Source organism: Sphingobacterium sp. UBA5789 (genome assembly GCF_002418355.1).
GTDB lineage: Bacteria > Bacteroidota > Bacteroidia > Sphingobacteriales > Sphingobacteriaceae > Sphingobacterium.
On the sequence record NZ_DIDX01000007.1, the window covers coordinates 558,256 to 578,750 of the forward strand.

The 20,495-nt window shown below is 40.6% G+C and carries 15 protein-coding genes and 1 other RNA gene; 7 read left to right on the forward strand and 9 right to left on the reverse strand.

The window, feature by feature from the left end; all coding sequences use genetic code 11:
- Positions 1 to 96: 96 nt before the first annotated feature.
- The 3 genes from B4B65_RS19925 to B4B65_RS19935 all read left to right on the forward strand — a co-directional run bounded on the left by B4B65_RS19925 (position 97) and on the right by B4B65_RS19935 (position 3,760).
- The gene (locus tag B4B65_RS19925; RefSeq protein WP_201678371.1) at positions 97 to 1,404 is read left to right on the forward strand and encodes an O-acetylhomoserine aminocarboxypropyltransferase/cysteine synthase family protein; all 1,308 of its coding nucleotides are present in this window, start codon (positions 97 to 99) and stop codon (positions 1,402 to 1,404) included.
- A gap of 93 nt (positions 1,405 to 1,497) precedes the next feature.
- On the forward strand, positions 1,498 to 2,553 hold the full coding sequence (locus tag B4B65_RS19930; protein WP_293918239.1) for a homoserine O-acetyltransferase family protein: 1,056 nt from the start codon (positions 1,498 to 1,500) through the stop codon (positions 2,551 to 2,553).
- A 25-nt stretch (positions 2,554 to 2,578) separates the two neighbouring features.
- On the forward strand, positions 2,579 to 3,760 hold the full coding sequence (locus tag B4B65_RS19935) for a homoserine dehydrogenase (protein WP_201678369.1): 1,182 nt from the start codon (positions 2,579 to 2,581) through the stop codon (positions 3,758 to 3,760).
- A gap of 420 nt (positions 3,761 to 4,180) precedes the next feature.
- On the opposite strand, the gene B4B65_RS19940 is transcribed toward B4B65_RS19935, so the two are convergent.
- The 5 genes from B4B65_RS19940 to argS form a co-directional block, all read right to left on the reverse strand.
- Positions 4,181 to 5,584 carry a sigma-54-dependent transcriptional regulator gene (locus B4B65_RS19940; RefSeq protein ID WP_293918243.1) on the reverse strand — a complete coding sequence of 468 codons (1,404 nt, stop codon included), beginning with the start codon at positions 5,582 to 5,584 and terminating at the stop codon, positions 4,181 to 4,183.
- A 65-nt stretch (positions 5,585 to 5,649) separates the two neighbouring features.
- An RNA gene (gene rnpB, locus B4B65_RS19945) (RNase P RNA component class A) lies at positions 5,650 to 6,035 on the reverse strand.
- A gap of 112 nt (positions 6,036 to 6,147) precedes the next feature.
- Positions 6,148 to 7,338, reverse strand: a complete 1,191-nt coding sequence (locus tag B4B65_RS19950) for an NAD(P)/FAD-dependent oxidoreductase (protein ID WP_293918245.1) — start codon at positions 7,336 to 7,338, stop codon at positions 6,148 to 6,150.
- A 1-nt stretch (position 7,339) separates the two neighbouring features.
- The gene (locus B4B65_RS19955; RefSeq protein ID WP_293918246.1) at positions 7,340 to 8,416 is read right to left on the reverse strand and encodes a Gfo/Idh/MocA family oxidoreductase; all 1,077 of its coding nucleotides are present in this window, start codon (positions 8,414 to 8,416) and stop codon (positions 7,340 to 7,342) included.
- A 120-nt stretch (positions 8,417 to 8,536) separates the two neighbouring features.
- Positions 8,537 to 10,321, reverse strand: coding sequence for an arginine--tRNA ligase (gene argS / locus B4B65_RS19960; protein WP_293918248.1), 1,785 nt, complete (start codon positions 10,319 to 10,321; stop codon positions 8,537 to 8,539).
- Positions 10,322 to 10,430: 109 nt separating this feature from the next.
- Here argS and B4B65_RS19965 point away from each other — a divergent pair, with 109 nt between their 5' ends.
- The 4 genes from B4B65_RS19965 (at position 10,431) to B4B65_RS19980 (ending at position 15,731) form a co-directional block, all read left to right on the forward strand.
- Complete coding sequence (locus tag B4B65_RS19965; RefSeq protein WP_201678365.1) at positions 10,431 to 11,822, forward strand: arginine decarboxylase; 1,392 nt, start codon at positions 10,431 to 10,433, stop codon at positions 11,820 to 11,822.
- Positions 11,823 to 11,976: 154 nt separating this feature from the next.
- On the forward strand, positions 11,977 to 14,067 hold the full coding sequence (locus B4B65_RS19970; protein WP_293918250.1) for a M48 family metallopeptidase: 2,091 nt from the start codon (positions 11,977 to 11,979) through the stop codon (positions 14,065 to 14,067).
- A gap of 41 nt (positions 14,068 to 14,108) precedes the next feature.
- Positions 14,109 to 14,483, forward strand: a complete 375-nt coding sequence (locus B4B65_RS19975) for a DUF423 domain-containing protein (protein ID WP_293918252.1) — start codon at positions 14,109 to 14,111, stop codon at positions 14,481 to 14,483.
- A gap of 66 nt (positions 14,484 to 14,549) precedes the next feature.
- Positions 14,550 to 15,731 carry a M20 metallopeptidase family protein gene (locus B4B65_RS19980; protein WP_293918254.1) on the forward strand — a complete coding sequence of 394 codons (1,182 nt, stop codon included), beginning with the start codon at positions 14,550 to 14,552 and terminating at the stop codon, positions 15,729 to 15,731.
- A 15-nt stretch (positions 15,732 to 15,746) separates the two neighbouring features.
- On the opposite strand, the gene B4B65_RS19985 is transcribed toward B4B65_RS19980, so the two are convergent.
- From B4B65_RS19985 to mqnE, 4 genes are all read right to left on the reverse strand, one after another.
- On the reverse strand, positions 15,747 to 17,453 hold the full coding sequence (locus tag B4B65_RS19985; RefSeq protein ID WP_293918256.1) for a GMC oxidoreductase: 1,707 nt from the start codon (positions 17,451 to 17,453) through the stop codon (positions 15,747 to 15,749).
- Between the two features lie 481 nt (positions 17,454 to 17,934).
- On the reverse strand, positions 17,935 to 18,654 hold the full coding sequence (locus B4B65_RS19990; RefSeq protein WP_201678360.1) for a menaquinone biosynthetic enzyme MqnA/MqnD family protein: 720 nt from the start codon (positions 18,652 to 18,654) through the stop codon (positions 17,935 to 17,937).
- Positions 18,647 to 19,276, reverse strand: coding sequence for a histidine phosphatase family protein (locus B4B65_RS19995; protein ID WP_293918258.1), 630 nt, complete (start codon positions 19,274 to 19,276; stop codon positions 18,647 to 18,649). Before B4B65_RS19995 ends, B4B65_RS19990 begins: the two co-directional genes overlap by 8 nt.
- A gap of 4 nt (positions 19,277 to 19,280) precedes the next feature.
- Positions 19,281 to 20,483, reverse strand: coding sequence for an aminofutalosine synthase MqnE (gene mqnE / locus B4B65_RS20000; protein WP_201678358.1), 1,203 nt, complete (start codon positions 20,481 to 20,483; stop codon positions 19,281 to 19,283).
- Between the last annotated feature and the right edge of the window lie 12 nt (positions 20,484 to 20,495).

Sequence of the window (20,495 nt, forward strand, 5' to 3'; positions counted from 1 at the left end):
CAGCACGGCTATCTCACGCCTAAGACACAGGAGTGAGCAGCAACAAGTGTATTCTTTTAATCAATAATTTCATTACAATTTTAAACTCCCAAAGAAATGTCAGAAAATACAAACTTAAAATTTGAAACACTACAAGTACATGCAGGTCAGGTAGCAGATCCGACCACAGGATCCAGAGCAGTACCTATTTACCAGACAACATCTTATGTATTTGAAAATGCGGAACATGGTGCTAACTTATTTGCCCTGAAACAATTTGGCAATATCTACACCCGTATCATGAATCCGACAACAGATGTATTTGAAAAACGTATTGCTGCATTAGAAGGCGGAGTAGCAGCTGTGGCAGTCGCATCAGGACAGGCAGCTCAGTTTATTGCACTGAATAATATCCTCGAAAGCGGTGAAAATTTTGTAGCCGGATCCAACCTTTACGGCGGGACTTACAACCAGTTTAAAGTTGCTTTTAAAAGATTAGGTATAGAAGTTCGTTTTGCACAAGACAGTGAAGCTGAACAAATAGAATCACTTATCGATGACAAAACCAAAGCTATCTATATCGAGACCATCGGTAATCCGAGTTTCAACATTCCTGATTTCGAAAAAATCGCAGCTGTAGCCAAGAAATATGATATTCCTTTGATTGTAGACAATACATTTGGTGCAGGAGGTTACTTATTCAAACCATTGGAACACGGAGCACATGTAGTCGTTGAATCAGCTACTAAATGGATCGGCGGACACGGTACCAGTATTGGTGGCGTTATCGTTGACGGAGGAAATTACAATTGGGGTAATGGTAAATTCAAACAGTTTTCAGAACCTTCTGAAGGATATCACGGATTAGTTTTCGCAGATGTATTCGGTCCTGATGGTCCTTTTGGAAATATACAGTTTGCGATCAGAGCACGTGTTGAAGGTCTTCGTGACTTTGGCCCTGCCCTGTCTCCATTCAATTCGTTCTTATTGTTACAAGGTCTCGAAACATTATCACTGCGTGTACAACGCCATGTAGATAATGCACTCGAAGTAGCACAATGGCTGGAAGCACATCCACAGGTGGAGAAAGTAAGCTACCCTGGATTAAAAAGCTCTCCATATCACAACAACGCACAGAAATACCTCAGAAACGGATTCGGAAGTGTACTTTCTTTTGCTATCAAAGGAGATCCTCAAAAAGCAAACGAATTTATTGACAGTCTGCAACTGATCAGCCACCTGGCGAATGTCGGAGATACCAAATCTCTTATTATCCATCCTGCAGCTACTACACATCAGCAACTGAGCGAAGAAGCACAGATTGGTGCAGGAGTATATCCGGGTCTGTTGAGAATATCCGTTGGTATCGAACATATTGATGATATCAAAGCAGATCTTCAACAAGCATTTGAAAAGATTAAATAATAAGGCTTTAAAGACTGTTCTACAGGCTACAAAGCATATATTTTTCAAAGAATATGTAATCCCCTTCATCGGGGAAAATACAATAAAGCATAAATGAGTAGCAAAACTTTTAAATATACTGAACCATTTGTATTTGAGAACGGCAAGCAGATCGATGATCTGCAGATTGCCTACCATACCTATGGAAAGTTAAATGCGGATAGAGATAATGTCGTCTGGGTATGCCATGCCCTGACGGCAAACTCCGATGTGTTTGACTGGTGGAAAGGACTATTTGGAGAAAACGATCTCTTCAATCCCCGCGATTATTTTATTGTTTGTGCCAATGCACTGGGTTCGCACTATGGATCTTCAGGCCCTTTATCTGTCAATCCACAGACAGATCAGCCTTATTACTTATCCTTTCCACAGTTTACAGTACGTGATATGGTACAGGCAAACCAGTTGCTGGCCGATCATCTGGATATACAAAAGATCAACATCCTGATTGGCGGTTCATTGGGAGGGCAGCAGGCGCTGGAATGGGCAGCTTCCGCACAGATCGACATTTCCCATCTGATAGTTATGGCGACCAACGCTGTACACTCCCCATGGGGAATAGCCTACAATGAAAGCCAGCGGTTAGCCATCACTGCCGACCGGACCTTTTATGCCAACAAACCTGATGGCGGAGCCAAAGGACTGAAAGCAGCCAGAAGTCTGGCCCTGCTATCCTATCGTTCATATGATACCTATGCAGCTACGCAGGAGGAATCTGATAATGAAAAAACTGATCAGTATAAGGCCTCATCTTATCAAAGCTATCAGGGCGAAAAACTGGTAAACCGTTTCAATGCGTACAGCTACTGGTTCTTATCCAAAGCTATGGACAGTCACCATCTGGGGCGTGGCCGTATTTCTGCGGCGCAGACACTACAGGAACTGAAGCAAAAAACACTGGTCATCGGTATCACGACAGATGTATTATTTCCACCGGTAGAGCAGCAATTCATTGCACAGCATATTTCAGGAGCAGAATACTATCAGCTGGATTCCCTGTATGGACATGATGGATTTTTGATCGAGACCAAAATACTATCTCAAATCATCTCCGGATTCCTGACAGCGGAATTTGCGGAAGATAAATCAATAGAATTAACAACAGTATAAGAATAAAGATATTTATTAAAATCAAATGAGTAAGAAGTTAACGTTAGGCATGTTTGGATTTGGGGTAGTAGGACAAGGCCTTTATGATATAATAAAAACAAAGAATTTAAATTTAGAGATCAAAAAGTTTGTGATCAAAAATGCAGACAAGAAACGTTCTCTGCCTGCAGAATTATTTACAACAGATCCGGCTGCTATACTGGATGATCCGGAAATCAATACCGTTGTCGAATTAATTGACGATGCAGAAGCCGCTTATCAATTTACAGTGACAGCTCTTAAATCCGGGAAAAATGTGGTGTCAGCAAATAAAAAGATGATTGCAACACATCTGGAAGAACTCACGGAGATCCAGCAACAGACCGGCACAAGCCTGCTATATGAAGGAGCTGTCTGTGGAAGTATTCCCATTATCCGTAATCTGGAAGAATACTATGACAATGAACTTCTACATTCAGTAAGTGGTATCTTCAACGGATCTTCTAACTATATTCTGTCCAAGATATTCAATGAAAATCAAAGCTATGATACCGCATTGAAGAAAGCACAGGAACTCGGTTTTGCGGAAACAGATCCTACACTCGATGTAGGAGGCTACGATCCGAAGTACAAACTTGCTATTGTAGCTTCACATGCTTACGGACTATACATCAAACCGGATGACATTCTGAATATTGGTATAGATAAACTGGATCAGCAGGATATCCGTTTTGCAAAAGAAAAAGGCTACAAACTTAAACTCGTGCCATTGGCCAAAGAGATCAATAATGCGCAGGTAGTGTTATATGTTCTGCCCAAATTTATTACCAAAGACAATATGCTTTACAATGTCGAGAATGAAAATAACGGCGTACTGGTAAAAGCAGCATTTGCAGACGAACAATTCTTCTATGGTAAAGGTGCGGGTGGTCATCCTACAGGCTCAGCAGTACTATCAGACATTACTGCATTGCGCTATGATTACAGATACGAGTATAAGAAACACCTGGAAGCACAGGAGCTTTCTTATAGCACAGATTATGAATTGAACGTATATTTGAGATATGAAGACGACGAACTGATTAATAAATTAAACTTTAGCTCAATCAGTGAGCGTTACTATGCCGATAACTTCAAATATGTTATTGGAAAGATCAATCTTAAGCAGATAATAACACACCTGACTGACATCAAAAAAGATGGTGTATTTATCGCTGAAATCGCATAAGAGGCAACTCACCTATAAACCAACCCGTTACTTCTGAAATGAAGTAACCATTTTTACAAAATGCGTCTCTTACAGAAGTAAAAGGCGCATTTTTATTGTATTAAAAAAGTTACAATTTAAATATTGCAGGTGTGGCATTAAAATTGTAAATTCCTACGTTCACAAACTAAATTTTTATTATGAGAGCGTGGTTATTAATTTTAATGATGGGAATAGCAAATTTCGTATTTGCTCAGCATGAGACGGATGGACAAGATCACTCCACCTTAGGATATTTAGTTATTGGTCTTATACTTATAGCAGTTGTTGTTTTTACACTTTATAACAAGCAAAAACGGAGATTTAACGATTAAAATTTCCATTCATTATTGCAAGCAATAAGGGGATCAAATTTTATTTTGATCCCCTTTTGTATAAGCATTAGTCTCTTTTAAGACCAAATTTTTCTATTTTACTGTACAAATGGCTTCGCTGGATACCGATATCATCAGCCGTTTTGGAAACATTCCAACTGTTTTTATCCAGTTTGAAGTTGATAAATTCCTTTTCAGCATGATCTTTAAAGTCCTGAAAGGATTCAAAGCGTTCGAATATACCTTTATAATCTACAGTTTTACCTGTTTCATTCCCTTCAGAAGAACCATTGGAATGATGCGCTATAGAAGGATTTGCATAAGTCAGTACATCTGCATCTGTAATCGATTTATCACTTAAGATAATCAGACGTTCTACCATATTGCGAAGCTCACGGATATTACCTGTCCACGGTAAAGATTGCAGAGCTTTCATAGCTTCCATTGTAATCTTCTTGACAGGCATATTATAGTCACCGCAGATTTCCTCACAAAAGCTGTTTGCTATAGTCGGAATATCATCCGTACGTTGTGACAAAGATGGCACATGGATAAGGATCACACTCAGACGGTGGTACAAGTCCATTCTGAAGTTGCCGGCATCAATCTCCTTCAACAGATCCTTATTAGTCGCCGCAATCACACGTACATTTACATCGATCTCTTTCTCCCCTCCTACACGCGTAATCTTATGCTCCTGTAATGCTCTTAATACTTTTGCCTGAGCAGATAAGCTCATATCACCAATCTCATCCAGGAATAAAGTTCCGCCACTAGCCTGCTCGAATTTACCGATACGTTGTTTTACAGCTGAAGTAAAGGATCCTTTTTCATGTCCGAACAATTCGGACTCAATCAGTTCAGAAGGAATAGCAGCACAGTTTACTTCGATCAGCGGTAAAGATGAACGATTAGATTTTTCATGCAGCCATCTGGCAACAAGCTCTTTACCTGAACCATTCTCTCCGGTTATTAATACTCTTGCTTCTGTGGGAGCAACACGTTCTATCGTTTCTTTAATCTTGGAGATCGTATCCGAACTGCCCAGTATTTCTTTTGTTTTAGAGCTAAATACTTTCTTTTTCAGAACTTTGGTTTCTTCTACCAGTGAGCCTCTTTCCAGCGCATTACGCACTGTAATAAGGATTCTGTTCAGATCCAACGGTTTAGAAAGAAAATCATAAGCACCTTTTTTAGTTGCCTCCACAGCAGTTTCCACTGTCCCGTGACCGGATATCATAATAAAAGGAACTTCAGGTTTGAGAGTCTGCGCAAATGTAAGCGCCTCCAGACCATCCATTTTTTCCATCTTAATATCACAAAGTACAAGATCAATTTTTTCCTTTTTAAGAATTTCAAGACCGTCAAGAGCATTATCTGCATCAAAAACCTTATAATCTTCGTATTCCAAAATCTCTCTAAGCGTACTTCTTATTGCACGTTCGTCGTCTATTATTAATATTGTAGTCATATGAGGTAACTCTCTTCTATCTAATTGTCGTGTACAAATTAAGAATTTAGGGGCAATATTCAAAAAAGGAAGCAAACCTTATAAGCCGGGTTCTGTACACCGAAAAATCGGTTTTCTATCATTTATCTAGATCTGCCATTGCTGACAGACTCCATCAACCTACCCATTACGAATCTTACCGAAGTAAAAGAAGACGAGCAGCCTTCGAGTTTCGTAACCTATTTGGTCTTTCAACACTCAAGGTTTACCGTAATCCATGTCGCCATGCAATACCGTGAGCTCTTACCTCACGTTTTCACCCTTACCTTATCAAAGACAAGGCGGTATATTTTCTGTGGCACTTGCTGTCTCCGCCTGAACGGAGCCTTCCCGTTAGGAAGTGAGTTGCTCTGTGTTGCCCGGACTTTCCTCTTTCCCGAATAATCGGAACAGCGATAGAACCAGTTTGCTTCAGCAGCAAAAGTAAGACTTTTAAATGAGGAATCGTTAAGAAGAAATAAGTATTAGAAAAAATCAGAGATGTGGGTTTTTACCGTTATTGAGCAAAAATCTGCTGCCTGTTGTCAGATTGCCTGAGCAATGGTATACGCTGATGCCCATGCCCATTGAAAATTATATCCACCCAGCCAGCCCGTCACATCTACAGCTTCTCCGCCAAAGTACAATCCTGGGATCTTTCGGGATTCCAGAGTAGCAGGGTTAAGTTCATTTGTATCTACCCCACCCCGCATCACTTCAGCCTTATCATAGCCCTTATCTCCGGCAGGCTTGACATGAAACCTGTGAATTGTTTCTACAATGAGCTTTGCATCTGCCTTACTCAGAGAAGCAATCTTGGTCGTCAATGGTAAAAATTTACCAAAAGCGTCCACCATCTTACGGGTAAAATAATCATTCAGCACCTGAGACAGTAATCGTTTCCCGCCACTGTTGCGCTCCTCTTTTATGATTTGCTCCAAACTGAATTGCGGTAATAGATCTATTGTGAATTCCTGTCCTGCACGCCAGTAGGAAGAGATCTGCAGAATAGCAGGACCACTCAATCCCCAATGTGTAAACAAGATATTCTCTTCAAAACTGATCTCATTATTATATACTCTCGAAAAAACACTATTTCCGGAAAGAGAAGCATACCATTCTGCATCTTTGCCGGTAATGGTCAAAGGAACCAGAGCAGGAGCTGTAGGCACAATCGCTAATTCAAATTTCCGGGCCAGCCTCAATGCAAAATCAGATGCACCCAACTTCTGTACCGGCAACCCTCCGCTCGCGAGAACAACCTTCGCTGCTTTCAAGTTTTTTTTTCCTGAAGGTGTATCAACAGCAATACGAAACCCTCCTTCTACCTGATCCACAGACTTTACCAGACTATCCAACCAGATATCCTGCCCGGTTTCAAACATGAGATTGGTAAATACAGCAACAATATCTTTAGCTTTATTAGTGGTCGGAAAAAGTTGACCTAATGTTTTTTCCTGCCCAGAAATGCCGTGCGACTCAAAAAAACGGATCGTATCCTCTACAGTCCAGCGCTTGAAAATACCATGCAAAAAATTCGGATTCCGGGTTACAAAGTTAGCAATCGTAGTTCCCAGATTAGTATAATTACAACGTCCTCCACCTGAGATCAGAATTTTGGCTCCGGGTTTATTATTGCGTTCCAGAATCAGTGTCTTCTTACCCAATAAGCCTGCCTGCACAGCACACATCAGTCCGCAGGCGCCACCTCCTATGATAACAGCATCATACTGCATATTAGTAAGCGATCAGCTGATCTTCTACAGGAATCACACGTCTTTCCTGCTGGCTTTGATAACCCAGTTCAATGATACGGATAACGTCACGTGCCTGTTCAGGCTGTACAATCAACGGAGCAGTACCCCGGATAGCCTCAACAACATTTTTGTAGAAATCCAGATAACTTCCCTTTTCGGAAGGAATAATCTTAGAAATATCCTCCCCGTCTTTCAGTATATTCAGTTTACCATAGATAGAAGGATCTTCTTCACCCCAATGTGGATCTTCATCCGGAAAATGTCCGGCACGCAGTAAGGTCTCCTGCGGATCCACACCATTCTTTGTAAATGTGCCGTTGAGACCAAAAATCAGATAACGGGTCGTTTCTTCCTTCGCCAGCATGGAAGCCTTTAATGACACTCTCATATCAGGATAATACAGCAACAAATCAAAACTGTCTACTGCCTGTGCACCGGAACGCTGAATAGCTAAGTCTGCAAAAACAGCCGTCGGTTTTCCAAATAATTGGAGTGTCTGATCAATCTGATGAGCTCCGAGATCATAGAATATTCCCGATCCGGGCAGATTATTTTCACGCCAGGCATTTGGTCGCAAATAGTTTCTGAACCGGTCAAACCGGCTCTCTAAGTTGACAATAGGTCCAAGTTCACCACTCTTAACAACCTTTTCAACGGTACGATAATCGGAATTAAAACGAAGATTATGATATACAGCCAATTGTAATCCCTTTGCTTTCGCCAGGGCAATTAACTCGTCTGCCTGAGTGCTTGTATTCGTAAATGGTTTTTCAACAACAACGTGTTTTCCGGCCTCCAACGCCTGCTTTACAAACGGATAATGCATATCATTAGAAGTCGCAATGACCACCAGCCCGATACGATCATCCGTTAAAATATCGTCTATCGTCTGCACGATCTCTACCTGCGGATATTTAGCTTGCAAAATCGCCTGCTGTTCAGGTTTACGGGCCGTCACTTTGAGCAACTCCAATTCCGATACGCCTCGCATTACAGGTGCATGAAACACCTGACCGGAGATTCCAAATCCAACTAATCCTACACCAATCTTTTTCATTGATTACAATTATTGATACACATTATTGTTTTTCCCACCTACATGACAGCAAGTGCCTTGTTTTGACAGAATGCATATGAAGTTCCTCTTTTTAGTAAAGGAACTTCATATACAAATTGATTACATTCTTTCCGGAACTTGTATTCCCAACAGATTCATTCCTTTTGAAATGACTCTGGCTGCCGTTGCTGATAAGTGAAGACGGAAATTTTTCACCTCTTCCTCCTCTGCTTTCAGAATACTCTCCTCATGATAAAATTTATTATACAATTTGGCTACATCATAGATATAATTGGCCAATTGTGCAGGGCTGAATTCCGTGGCAGAAGCCTCGATAACAACAGGGAAATTTCCCAGCACCTGGATCAGATCCCGCTCGTAGGATGAGATAGATGCAGGTACAGTGACTGGGGTTTCTGCCGAAAAACCGGCTTTGTTTAAGACCGATTTAATACGCGCATGAGTATATTGAATAAATGGCCCCGTATGCCCCTGAAAGTCAACCGACTCATTCGGATCAAACAGCAATCGCTTCTTAGGATCGACCTTGAGCAGAAAATACTTCAATGCTCCCATGCCGATCGTATTGTATAATTCAGCTTTTTCGGTCTCCGAGAAACCTTCTGTTTTACCCAGTTCCTCTGTCCGCTCTTTTGCAGTTTCAACCATTTCGGACATCAGATCATCCGCATCTACAACAGTTCCTTCTCTGGATTTCATCTTGCCGGAAGGCAAATCCACCATCCCGTACGAAAGGTGAAACAGACCTGAAGCCCATGGTTTACCTAATTTTTTCAGAATCAGGAACAACACTTTAAAGTGATAATCCTGCTCATTACCCACAACATAAATAGATTCATTCATCTGGAACTCGTCATATTTCAGCTGTGCTGTACCCAGATCCTGCGTAATATATACCGAAGTGCCGTCACCTCTTAGTACCAGCTTTTGATCCAGTCCTTCGTCAGTCAGATCTATCCACACCGAATTGTCATCCTTTTTAAAGAAAACTCCACTGTCCAGACCTTCCTGAATAATATCTTTACCCAACAGATAGGTATTGGATTCGTAATAATATTTATCAAAATCAACCCCAAGCTGATTATACGTTTTTTCAAATCCGGAATACACCCAACCGTTCATAGTAGACCACAGCTCAATAACCTGTTGATCACCGGCTTCCCATTGCTGGAGCATTTCCTGAGCCTCACGGATGAGAGGAGCGTTCTTTTTCGCTTCTTCTTCTGCCTGTCCCTGAGCTTTCAACTCATCGATCTGCTTTTTATACTCCTTATCAAAGATCACGTAATATTTACCGACCAGATGATCTCCTTTTAATCCGGAAGAAGCAGGCGTTTCTCCATTTCCGAATTTCTGCCACGCAAGCATAGATTTACAGATATGAATACCCCTGTCATTAACGAGATTAGCTTTGATAATCTCATATCCGTAAGCTTTCAGTATTTCAGCGACGGAATAACCTAACAGATTATTACGTATATGCCCCAGATGCAGAGGTTTATTTGTATTCGGAGAGGAATATTCGACCATCAGTTTCTTACCGTTTGACGGAAAATATCCGAAATCAGGAGCTAATAATGTTGAATTCAGCAGATTGATCCAGTAGTTATCCGAAAGGCTTACATTGAGAAATCCTTTGATCACATTGAATCCTGATAATTCCGGAATTCGGGATTGTAAAAACTCCCCGACTTCAGTTCCTGTTTGTTCAGGAGACTTTTTAGAAAATTTAGTGATCGGAAAAACCACAATAGTGATCTGGCCTTCAAATTCCTTACGTGTTTCCTGCAATGCGATCTGGGAAGGCTGAATTTCGGCCTGATAAAGCTCGTTTACCGCTTGCACCGTATGGTCTATAAGCGCTTTTTCTATGAATTGACTCATGTAATGATTAAGTAATATTTACAACTTTCTGATACTGAACGACAAATAAATAGCATTCACTATTCAGGTATTCGCATTGAAAGCATATCTTTGCCAAAAATAATAAAAAATGCAGAGCTATCAGGAATTTCTTGACCTAAGTGTTGGTTTTCCGCAAGACGGATTCGAAATCATCGACGACGAATTGTATTTTCACGATCTGAATCTCATGGAAATGATAGAAACGTACGGGACACCGTTACGTTTTACTTATTTACCTATTGTCAGCAAAAAAATCCAACAAGCGAAAATCTTGTTTCAGACAGCAATTCTGAAACACAATTACCGCGGTTCATATAAATATTGCTATTGTACCAAATCATCGCATTTTAAGCATATAGTCGAAGAGGCATTGAAAAATGACATTCACCTGGAGACTTCATCTGCTTTTGATATGCCGATGATCGATACACTTGAAAGACAAGGAACGGTGACAAAAGATATCACAGTTATTTGTAATGGATTCAAAACGTATCAGTACAAGCAGTATATCATTGATATGATTCATGACGGATACAAGAATATTATTCCGGTACTGGATAATAAGGAAGAATTTAACTTATATGACGATGAAATCGAACTGGACGAGCCTTGTAACCTCGGTATCCGTATCGCATCGGAAGAACAGCCGGATTCTCAGTTTTATACTTCCCGATTAGGTATCCGCAGCGAAGACATTATTGATTTTTACAATAATAAGATTGCTGAGAATCCGAATTTCAGAGTTAAACTTCTGCATTTCTTCATTAATTCCGGTATTTCAGATACCCCTTATTACTGGAATGAGCTGGAGAAATATGTTACACTTTACTGTAAATTCAAAAAAATAAATCCTGAACTGGACACTTTGGATATCGGTGGAGGTATGCCTTTCAAAGATTCTCTGGTACATGATTTTGATTATGAGTACATGGTCAATGAAATCGTAAACCGAATCAAACAGATCTGTGCACACCACGAAGTGATGGAACCGGATATTATTACAGAATTCGGAAAATACACAGTAGCTGAAGCATCCGGTATCTTATATAAAGTATTAGGACGTAAACAACAGAACGACCGTGAAAGATGGTTTATGATCGATGGGTCATTTATTACAAATCTACCAGATGTATGGGCGCTGAATCAGAAATATATCTTATTGCCGATCAATAACTGGGATTCAGAATACGAACGTGTAAATCTGGGAGGGATCACTTGTGACGGACAGGATTATTACAATCAGGAAGCACATATGAACTCTGTTTTCATGCCAAAAACCCGTAAAGTACAATATCTTGGTTTCTTCCATACAGGAGCATATCAGGATGTATTGAGTGGCTACGGCGGTATTCATCACTGTTTACTCCCTTCACCTAAACACGTACTGGTAAGACGTAACAGGGATGAAACATTCAACTATGAGGTATTTGGTGAAGAACAGAATTCCAAACAGGTAATGAAGTTACTTGGATACCAGTAAAATAAATAGTTATTCATAGAAAAGCGGAAGTACAGAACAATACTTCCGCTTTTTTTATGCAATGAATCCGGCAACAGCAATAAATTTAAAATATCATTTTCATATAACTAAAAAAGTTGTATATTTTGAGTTTTAAATCAATTGTATCAGCATTATGAATGTACAGGTTTCTCCAAATTTCAGAAAATACGGAAAAAAATCTATTACCTCCATTATATTCTTCTCTTTTGTTTACCTCGCTCTCTTACTGTCTGCTGTGGCATTGACAGTAGCCTGTGTGGCAGGTGGCATCTATATTATTATACTTCGCCCGATGATATTCACCTTTATGGTAGGAATAGGCCTTGGGAGTATTGGTTTTATGGTACTCTTTTTCCTTATCAAATTTATATTTATCCGTAATACAACAGACAGAAGTCATCTTAGAGAAATCAAGCGAACAGCATATCCGCAACTGTTCCATATGATCGATGAAATAGTAGCCGAGGTAGAGAGTCCTTCTCCCAAAAAAGTATACCTGTCGACAGAGGTAAATGCTTCCGTATTTTATGATTCCAGTTTTTGGAGTATGTTTTTTCCTATCAGAAAGAATTTGCAGATTGGTGTGGGATTGATCAATGCCGTGACTCAGCAGGAGCTTAAAGCAATATTGGCTCATGAATTCGGGCATTTTTCACAGAAGAGCATGAAGGTTGGCAGTTACGTATATAATGTCAATCAGATCATTTACAACATGTTGTATAACAATACCGGCTTTGAAAGCATGATTCAGAATTGGTCCAATGCCAGTGGATATTTTGCTTTTTTCACAAGTCTGGCTGTACGTATTATTGTCGGAATCCAGTGGGTCCTAAAAAAAATGTATACCTATATCAACATCAACTACATGGCTCTGTCCCGTGAAATGGAGTTTCATGCAGATGAGATCGCAGCAAATGTAGCAGGCTCTGAAGCACTTAAACATTCCCTCTTACGTCTGGAATTTGCCAATTTTGCATTAGACAGTGTATTTACTTTTTATGATGCCAAAATACCGGACAATATCAGAAGCCAGAATATCTTTAGTGAACAAGCCAGAGTAATGGAATATCTGGGAAAAGAGAACAACTACAGATTTGAACATGATCTTCCGCATATTACGATGGAAGACACAACCAAATACAACAAATCCAAATTAAATATCAAAGACCAGTGGGCTTCTCACCCCAGTATGCAGGAGCGTGCAGCAGCTCTGGATAAGCTCAACATCCATAAGGAGAATACGGTCAACAGTCCTGCATTTCTTTTATTGGAAGAACGAGAACAGTTGAGTCAGACGATTACTCAGCAATTGTTTGATAAAGTCAGTTATTCGGATGTCACCTCTACCCTCAGTCATGATGAATTCATGGAACAGTTTTGCAAAAAACATCAACGCAATACTTTCCAAAAGATCTACAATGGATTTTACGATTACAATAACCCCGTCATTGAAGAGGCAGAAGTAAGCGAAGAACCTGAATCCGAGTATACGCCTGAAGAATTGTTTTCAACCGCCCGGGCTAATACAACCTATGAACTGGTTGCTCTTGAAAATGACAAAGCTACCCTTGAAAGTTTATTACAGGAAGTACATACAATAAAAACTTTTGATTACGATCATGTAAAATATACGCTTGAAGATATACCAGAACTTATCGAACGTATTAATAGGGAGATTGAAGAGAAAAAAGCAGAGATAATCCGATATAATAAGAATGTCTACCAATACTTTATCAAGAAGGCTGAAGAAACAGGACAGGCAGAACTCCTCAAAAAAAAATACAATGATTTCTATCAGTTGGATCAGATATTCAACGATAAATATGACTTTTACAAACAGCTTATAGAGGATACTAAATTCACCTTTCAACAGACTCCTTTCGAAGAAATAACGGCCAGACTGAGCGACCTGAGCAGAAAAGAGATCAGACTAAAAGAAGAAATGAAAATATTTCTGGAAAACCCTATGATCAGGGAAGAATTTTCAGGAAAAACACTGGAAACATTGGAAAAATATAGTTCGGCAGACAACTTATCTTATTTTGACGGAGTCGCTTACAGTGACGAAAACTTAGATCTGCTAATGAATAGTATAATTTTATATTCCAGTCTGATCTCATTCGAATATTTTGCTGCTAAAAAAGAGCTACTGGATCTGCAGTATAATTTTATGGATCAAAACAATAAAACACCTCAGCTGAACAATTCTATTGATTCTTTATAGCGGGGTTTTACTACCTTTGATAGCATAAAAATCGAAAACAGATGAAAGAACTGGTTATTATTACTGCAGCAATATTTGGGGCTTCCGGCATTATCCTGGGTGCATTTGGGGCGCATGCTTTTAAAAAATTATTAAGTGAAGAAAAATTAGCTTCCTTTGAGACGGGTGTACGTTATCAGATGTATGCGGCGCTGACATTATTGATCCTCGGTTTTAATCTTTCTTTTGATATGCCATCCGAAAGAACAGCATACTACACCATCACAGCGGGTTCCCTATTGTTCTCCGTAAGCATTTACTTTCTTTCTTTTGCCGATTACTGGAAGAAGAATTTAAGGTTTTTAGGTCCGGTAACTCCACTGGGAGGATTGCTGATGATTATAGGCTGGGTTGCACTCATGATTAGGTTTATCTAGCATATCTCCATAAATAATGCTATTTTTAGTCCGCAGACGGATATTGTCCGCCTGAACCAACTCCACATGAAAGACCAGATAAACAACCATATATCTGCAATAGCAGGTGATATAATAACCTGGAGAAGACATCTTCACCAACACCCCGAGCTTTCTTTTGAGGAATACGAAACTACCCGTTATATCACGGATAAGCTCAAGCAATTAGCGATTCCTTTCCGCTCAGTCTCGGAGACAGGTATTATTGGTTTTATCAATGGAAACGGAAAGAGCGACAAAACACTGGCACTGCGTGCAGATATAGATGCTTTGCCGATAACAGAAGAAAATGATGTTGTTTATAAATCTCTTCATACAGGCGTGATGCATGCTTGCGGACATGATTTCCATACAGCAACCTTACTGGGTGTAGCGACTATACTTAAGAAAATGGAGCAGCAGTTAGACGGTAACATTATCCTGATCTTTCAGGCTGCTGAAGAAAAGATTCCGGGAGGTGCACAGGCAGTAGTTGCATCGGGCGTACTGGATGTGCCTAATCTGATTGGTGTGATTGGACAACATGTCTCTCCGAAAATCGAAGTTGGAAAGTTCGGATACCGTGCCGGGAAATTTATGGCATCGAGTGATGAATTGTATATCGACATCAAAGGAAAGGGAGGTCATGGTGCGCAACCGCATCTGAATATAGATCCGGTGAGTATTTCTGCACAACTTATTGTAACCTTACAGCAGATCGTATCCCGGTATGCAAATCCGGCTATCCCAACCGTACTTTCTTTTGGAAAAGTCATTGCTAACGGAGCTGCGAATGTCATACCTGATACCGTACATCTGGAGGGAACTTTCAGGACCATGGATGAATCCTGGCGGGAAAAAGCTCTCAGCCTGATGGAAAATATTATTAAAGAACTTCCGCAAACATTAGGTGCAGATGTAGAAGTAGAAGTCCGGAGAGGATACCCGGCCTTGTTGAATAATGAGTTATTGATTCAGAAAATAAAGAAAGCGGCGCTTGCTGTCTTCGCTGAAGAGCAGATCACAGATACTGATCTCTGGATGGCTGCAGAAGATTTTGCTTATTATGCAAAGCAGTATCCTGCTGCATTCTATCTGATTGGCACAAAATGCCCTGAAAAAAATCTGACAGCAGAACTGCACAATCCTCATTTTAATATCGATGAGGATATTCTTCCGGAAAGTGTACGTATGATGACTAACCTGGCAGTGGCTTTGATCAACGAGTAAAACAACGTTAACTTATTATAATATACCTTCACGAAGCTGATCTGCGGCAAAGTTGGCGGCTCTCGCCGTGAGCGCCATAAAGGTCAATGATGGATTTTGCACCCCCATAGAAGTCATACAGGCACCATCCGTCACAAACACATTCGGACAATGGTGTAATTGATTATTTGCATTCAACATCGACGTCTCCGGATCCCGCCCCATCCGTACTCCTCCTACCTCATGCACTTCCAGACCCGGAGTCCGGTTGCCTGTGATCTTATGATCTGTAGGCTGAATATTTTTACAACCGGCCTTTTCTAACATGGATACCCCTTCCTTAAAAAAATCGTGCATCATTTTGTCATCATTCTCCGTATAGGCTACTGAAGTGATAAGCTGAGGAATACCATAAGAATCTCTGGCCGTGTCACTGATACGAACATGATTTTCGTAAACAGGAATGGTCTCTCCCTGTAAAGACATATATACAGACCATCCACCGGGTTGCGTCAAAGCATCTTTATAATCCGCGCCTAACTCCTGCCCTTCGAGACTTCTGCTCCATCCCGATCTGGAAGCACCCAGTGTCATCATATAGCCTCCCTGAAAATCAGCATCTTTGCTGTACAGATTCCGGAAAGATGGTACATATAGATTAGTAGGTCTTCTGCCGTAGTGATAAGCATCCTCAAATCCGTCTATGGTGGCAGAGATACGTCCTCTGTAATTGTGAAAAGCAATATAACGGCCCAGAATATCATTTTTATTTCCTAACCCTTTGGGGAAAGCTACAGATTTCGAATTCATAAGAATCAAATTACTGTTAAGAGTAGAACTATTCAGAAAAATAACTTTAGCTTTAATCTGTTTTCTCTCCTTTGTCTTCGCATCAATAACCTGTACTGCAGAAGCCTTCTTCGAGACTTCATCATATACAATTGACTCCACTAAGGTATCTGTCATTAAAGTCAGATTACCCGTTTTTTCCGCATAAGGCAAAGTAGAAGCATTGGAACTGAAATAACCTCCAAACGGACATCCTCGCTCACAAAGTGAGCGTGCCTGACATTTCATACGACCCTGCTGACGGTGAAATTCGGTTAACTCGGCAAGATTGGCACAACGGCCTATAATGACGTGTCTGTCTTTAAAGTGCGTATTGATTTTCTCCTTTATGTACTTTTCTACCACATTCATCTCAAATGCACCGACCACCTCACTATCCGGCAGGCTATCGATGTTATCTCTGTTGCCTGAAATCCCAACAAATTTTTCGACATGGCTGTACCAGGGAGCTAAATCACTGTAGCGGATCGGCCAGTCTACCGCAAATCCGTCACGTAAAGGTCTGTTAAATTCAAAATCGCTCCAGCGTTGGGTTTGTCTTGCCCATAGCAATGACTTACCGCCGACCTGATAGCCTCTGATCCAGTCAAAAGGCTTTTCCTGAATGTAAGGCTGATCTTTATCTCTGATATAAAAATGCTGAGTCGCCTCACTGTAATTATAGTGTTTACTAATCACCGGATTCTGTTCGATCATTTCACGGGTTTTGGCATTGTGATGCGAAAATTGCCATGGATCCATATTAGCTGTAGGGTAATCTTTGATATGCTTGACCATTCTGCCACGCTCGATAACCAGTGTTTTAAATCCCTTCTCACAGAATTCCTTTGCAGCCCACCCTCCGCTTATACCTGAGCCCACTACAATCACATCAAAATCGGTGTCATTCATCATATTCGGTTTAGTACTTCTTATTTGGTTATTCTAAAATACTAAAATTCAGTTAGCTGTCACCGTCAAACTTTTGATACAATAACCTATTGCCTTAAAAGGAGAGAAAAACAGTCCGGTCAAGCCCTTAGCTATTCTATGTCGTAAGCATTAGCGTAGCGGTGCTCGTGCCTATTCAATCTCTACAATTTCACTGGAACCTCTCTGCCCTGCGGGCATCTCTCCTTAAAAACGAGAGAAAAACAGTCCGGTCAAACCCTTAGCTGTTCTATGGCGCAAGCATTAGCGTATCGGTGCTTGTGTCTATTCAATCTCTACAATTTCACTGGAACCTCTCTGCCCTGCGGGCATCTCTCCTTAAAAAGGAGGGAAAACTTTCTTTGTACTATACTTTTTATCCCCATATACTCAGCTCTTTAATACAAATAAGAAGGCTCCGGATTGAATCCGGAGCCTTCCACTATTTTATAAATAAAACCGCAGCTTACAGTGATCTGTAAAGCTCCAGATATCGTTCTACAGCTTCCCGCTTAGCTTCTGTTAAATGAAAATCCAGATTTTGTGTCAGATATTGCTTATAGTCTATTCCTTCGTAAACAGGAAGACCGGCTATCACATCCTCTGCATGTTCTACTCCATACTTCAGGGCTTCATTAAATTCTTCAACAAAAGATTCCGGAAGTTTCTTATTGGAAACCCACAAAGCAAAGGCAAATGGCAGCCCCGTAAAATTTTTCCACTCTAATCCCATATCGTATACATAAGGAACTGTACCTTTCTTACCAAACGTACGATCACCGATCAATACATAAGCATCTGCTTCTCCTTCCGTAAGAATCTCCACATCCCGTTTCCAGTAATACTTCAACAGAATACGTGCGAGTCCGTTAGAAGTACGGGACTGTGGATCCAGCAGAATAGAAGATATCTGATCTGCAGGCTTCTGTGAAAAGATAAAGACAGAATCTACAGCACCTTCAGTACCAATACAAAAATCCGTATTGATATAGTATTCCGGCAGACTCAATAAAGCCGCTGTAGGGATAATCCCCATATCGACTTCATTATCAATAACACGCTGTGCACAGGCACTCGGATGATCTACACGAAGGTCTATTTTATTTTTGATGTCGGAATGATTAATTCCGTTTAAAAAAGGCAATGTATTGGTATAAGATACGGCAGATATTCTTATTTTATTCATGCTCGGCTATTTCTTCCAAATGTTTGGTATTATAATAATCTATGACATTGAACTTGCCATTTTCAAATTCAACAATATAAAGTGCGGTATTTGTATGCGGAAAATCATCCATCATACATACATCCGTATCTGTAAGGACACACATCAGAATACGCAGGGCACGTCCGTGCAGACAAACCAGAATAGTCTTTTCTTCTGCTTGATCCAGCATATAGGCAATTGCTTCCTTCTGACGCTCCACCAGTTGGTTTGGAGATTCTCCTTCATCGATATTCAGGTCTAGTTCCCCACTGCGCCAGGCCTGTATGACCTTTTCAAATCCGGACATGATATCCGGAGTCTGTTCCTGACCTTCGTAAATACCCCAGCTGATCTCATCCAGTCCGATAAGCTGCTCCCATTCTATTCCCTGCTCGATAAAGGGTGCCACTGTCTGGTGAGTGCGCAATAAAGTAGAAGTGTATACCTTATCAAAGGGTACATCTTTGTAAGCTTTATAAAAAGCGTCAGCTTGCTTTCGTCCGTTATCGTTAAGCGGAGAGTTAACTCCTCTTCCCTGCACGATCCCTTTGAGATTGAGATCTGTCTGTCCGTGGCGTATAAAATAAAATGTCTTTTTCAAAAAATCAGCTGTTAAGAACCGGCAAAGCGTAATAATTCTTTTTCTTTGCAGACTCATCATCAAATACATGATCCTTATAATCCGTAACGATATGGTATAGCGTATCCCGTTCTATAGGATGGCGTCCTACATTCTTGATCAGTTCTACCAATTGTTGCGTGCTCATAGCAGGCGTCTGCTCTTCCGCTCCGGCCATACTATATATTTTGGTCGTATCATCTAATGTACCGTCAATATCATCAACCCCAAAGCTCAGTGACATTTGTGCGGTATCTCTGGAAATCATTGCCCAGTATGCTTTAATATGCGGAAAATTGTCCATGTAAATACGGGCAACAGCATAGTTACGAAGATCTTCGATAACAGAAACCTCATCCACGTCAGACATCTGGTTTTCTTTATTTCTGAATTTCAGCGGTATAAATGTTTGAAATCCCCCTGTCTTATCCTGCAATTGACGCAAGCGCTCCATATGATCTACGCGATGCCAGAATTTTTCAATATGGCCATACAGCATCGTCGCATTGGTATTCATACCTAACAAATGCGCTTGCTCATGTATATCCAGCCACTGTTCGGCAGTACATTTATCATGCGCAATCTGCTCTCTGATTTCCGGGTGAAAGATCTCTGCTCCTCCTCCCGGCATAGAATCCAGACCAGCTTCTTTAAGATATTTCATACCATCAAAGTGGCTCAATTTAGCTTTTTTGAAGATATAATAATATTCAACAGGTGTTAATGCTTTGATATGTAATTCGGGACGGTGTGCTTTGCACTTACGGAAGAAATCAGCATAAAATTCGAGGTTTTGCTTAGGTACAACACCTCCGGTTATATGCACTTCAGTGACAGGCTCGTCATCGTATTTTTTGACAATGTCGATCATAGCGTCCACATCCATTTCCCAACCTTCTTCCCGCTGTTTGATCATTCGTGAATACGAACAGAATTTACAATCGTATACACATACGTTTGTCGGTTCAATATGAAAATTTCGATTGAAATAGGTGATATCGCCGTGTCTTTTCTCCCGGATATAATTTGCTAATACCCCCAGGTAACTTAATTCTCCCTTTTCGTAGAGCAATACCCCTTCCTCAAACTCGATGCGCTCTCCTGCTACAACTTTCTCTGCAATGCGGCGCAATTCGGGGTCTAAACGGCTATCGTTGATTAAAAAATCTATTTTATGTCTAGCTTCCATTTCTCTTCTCCT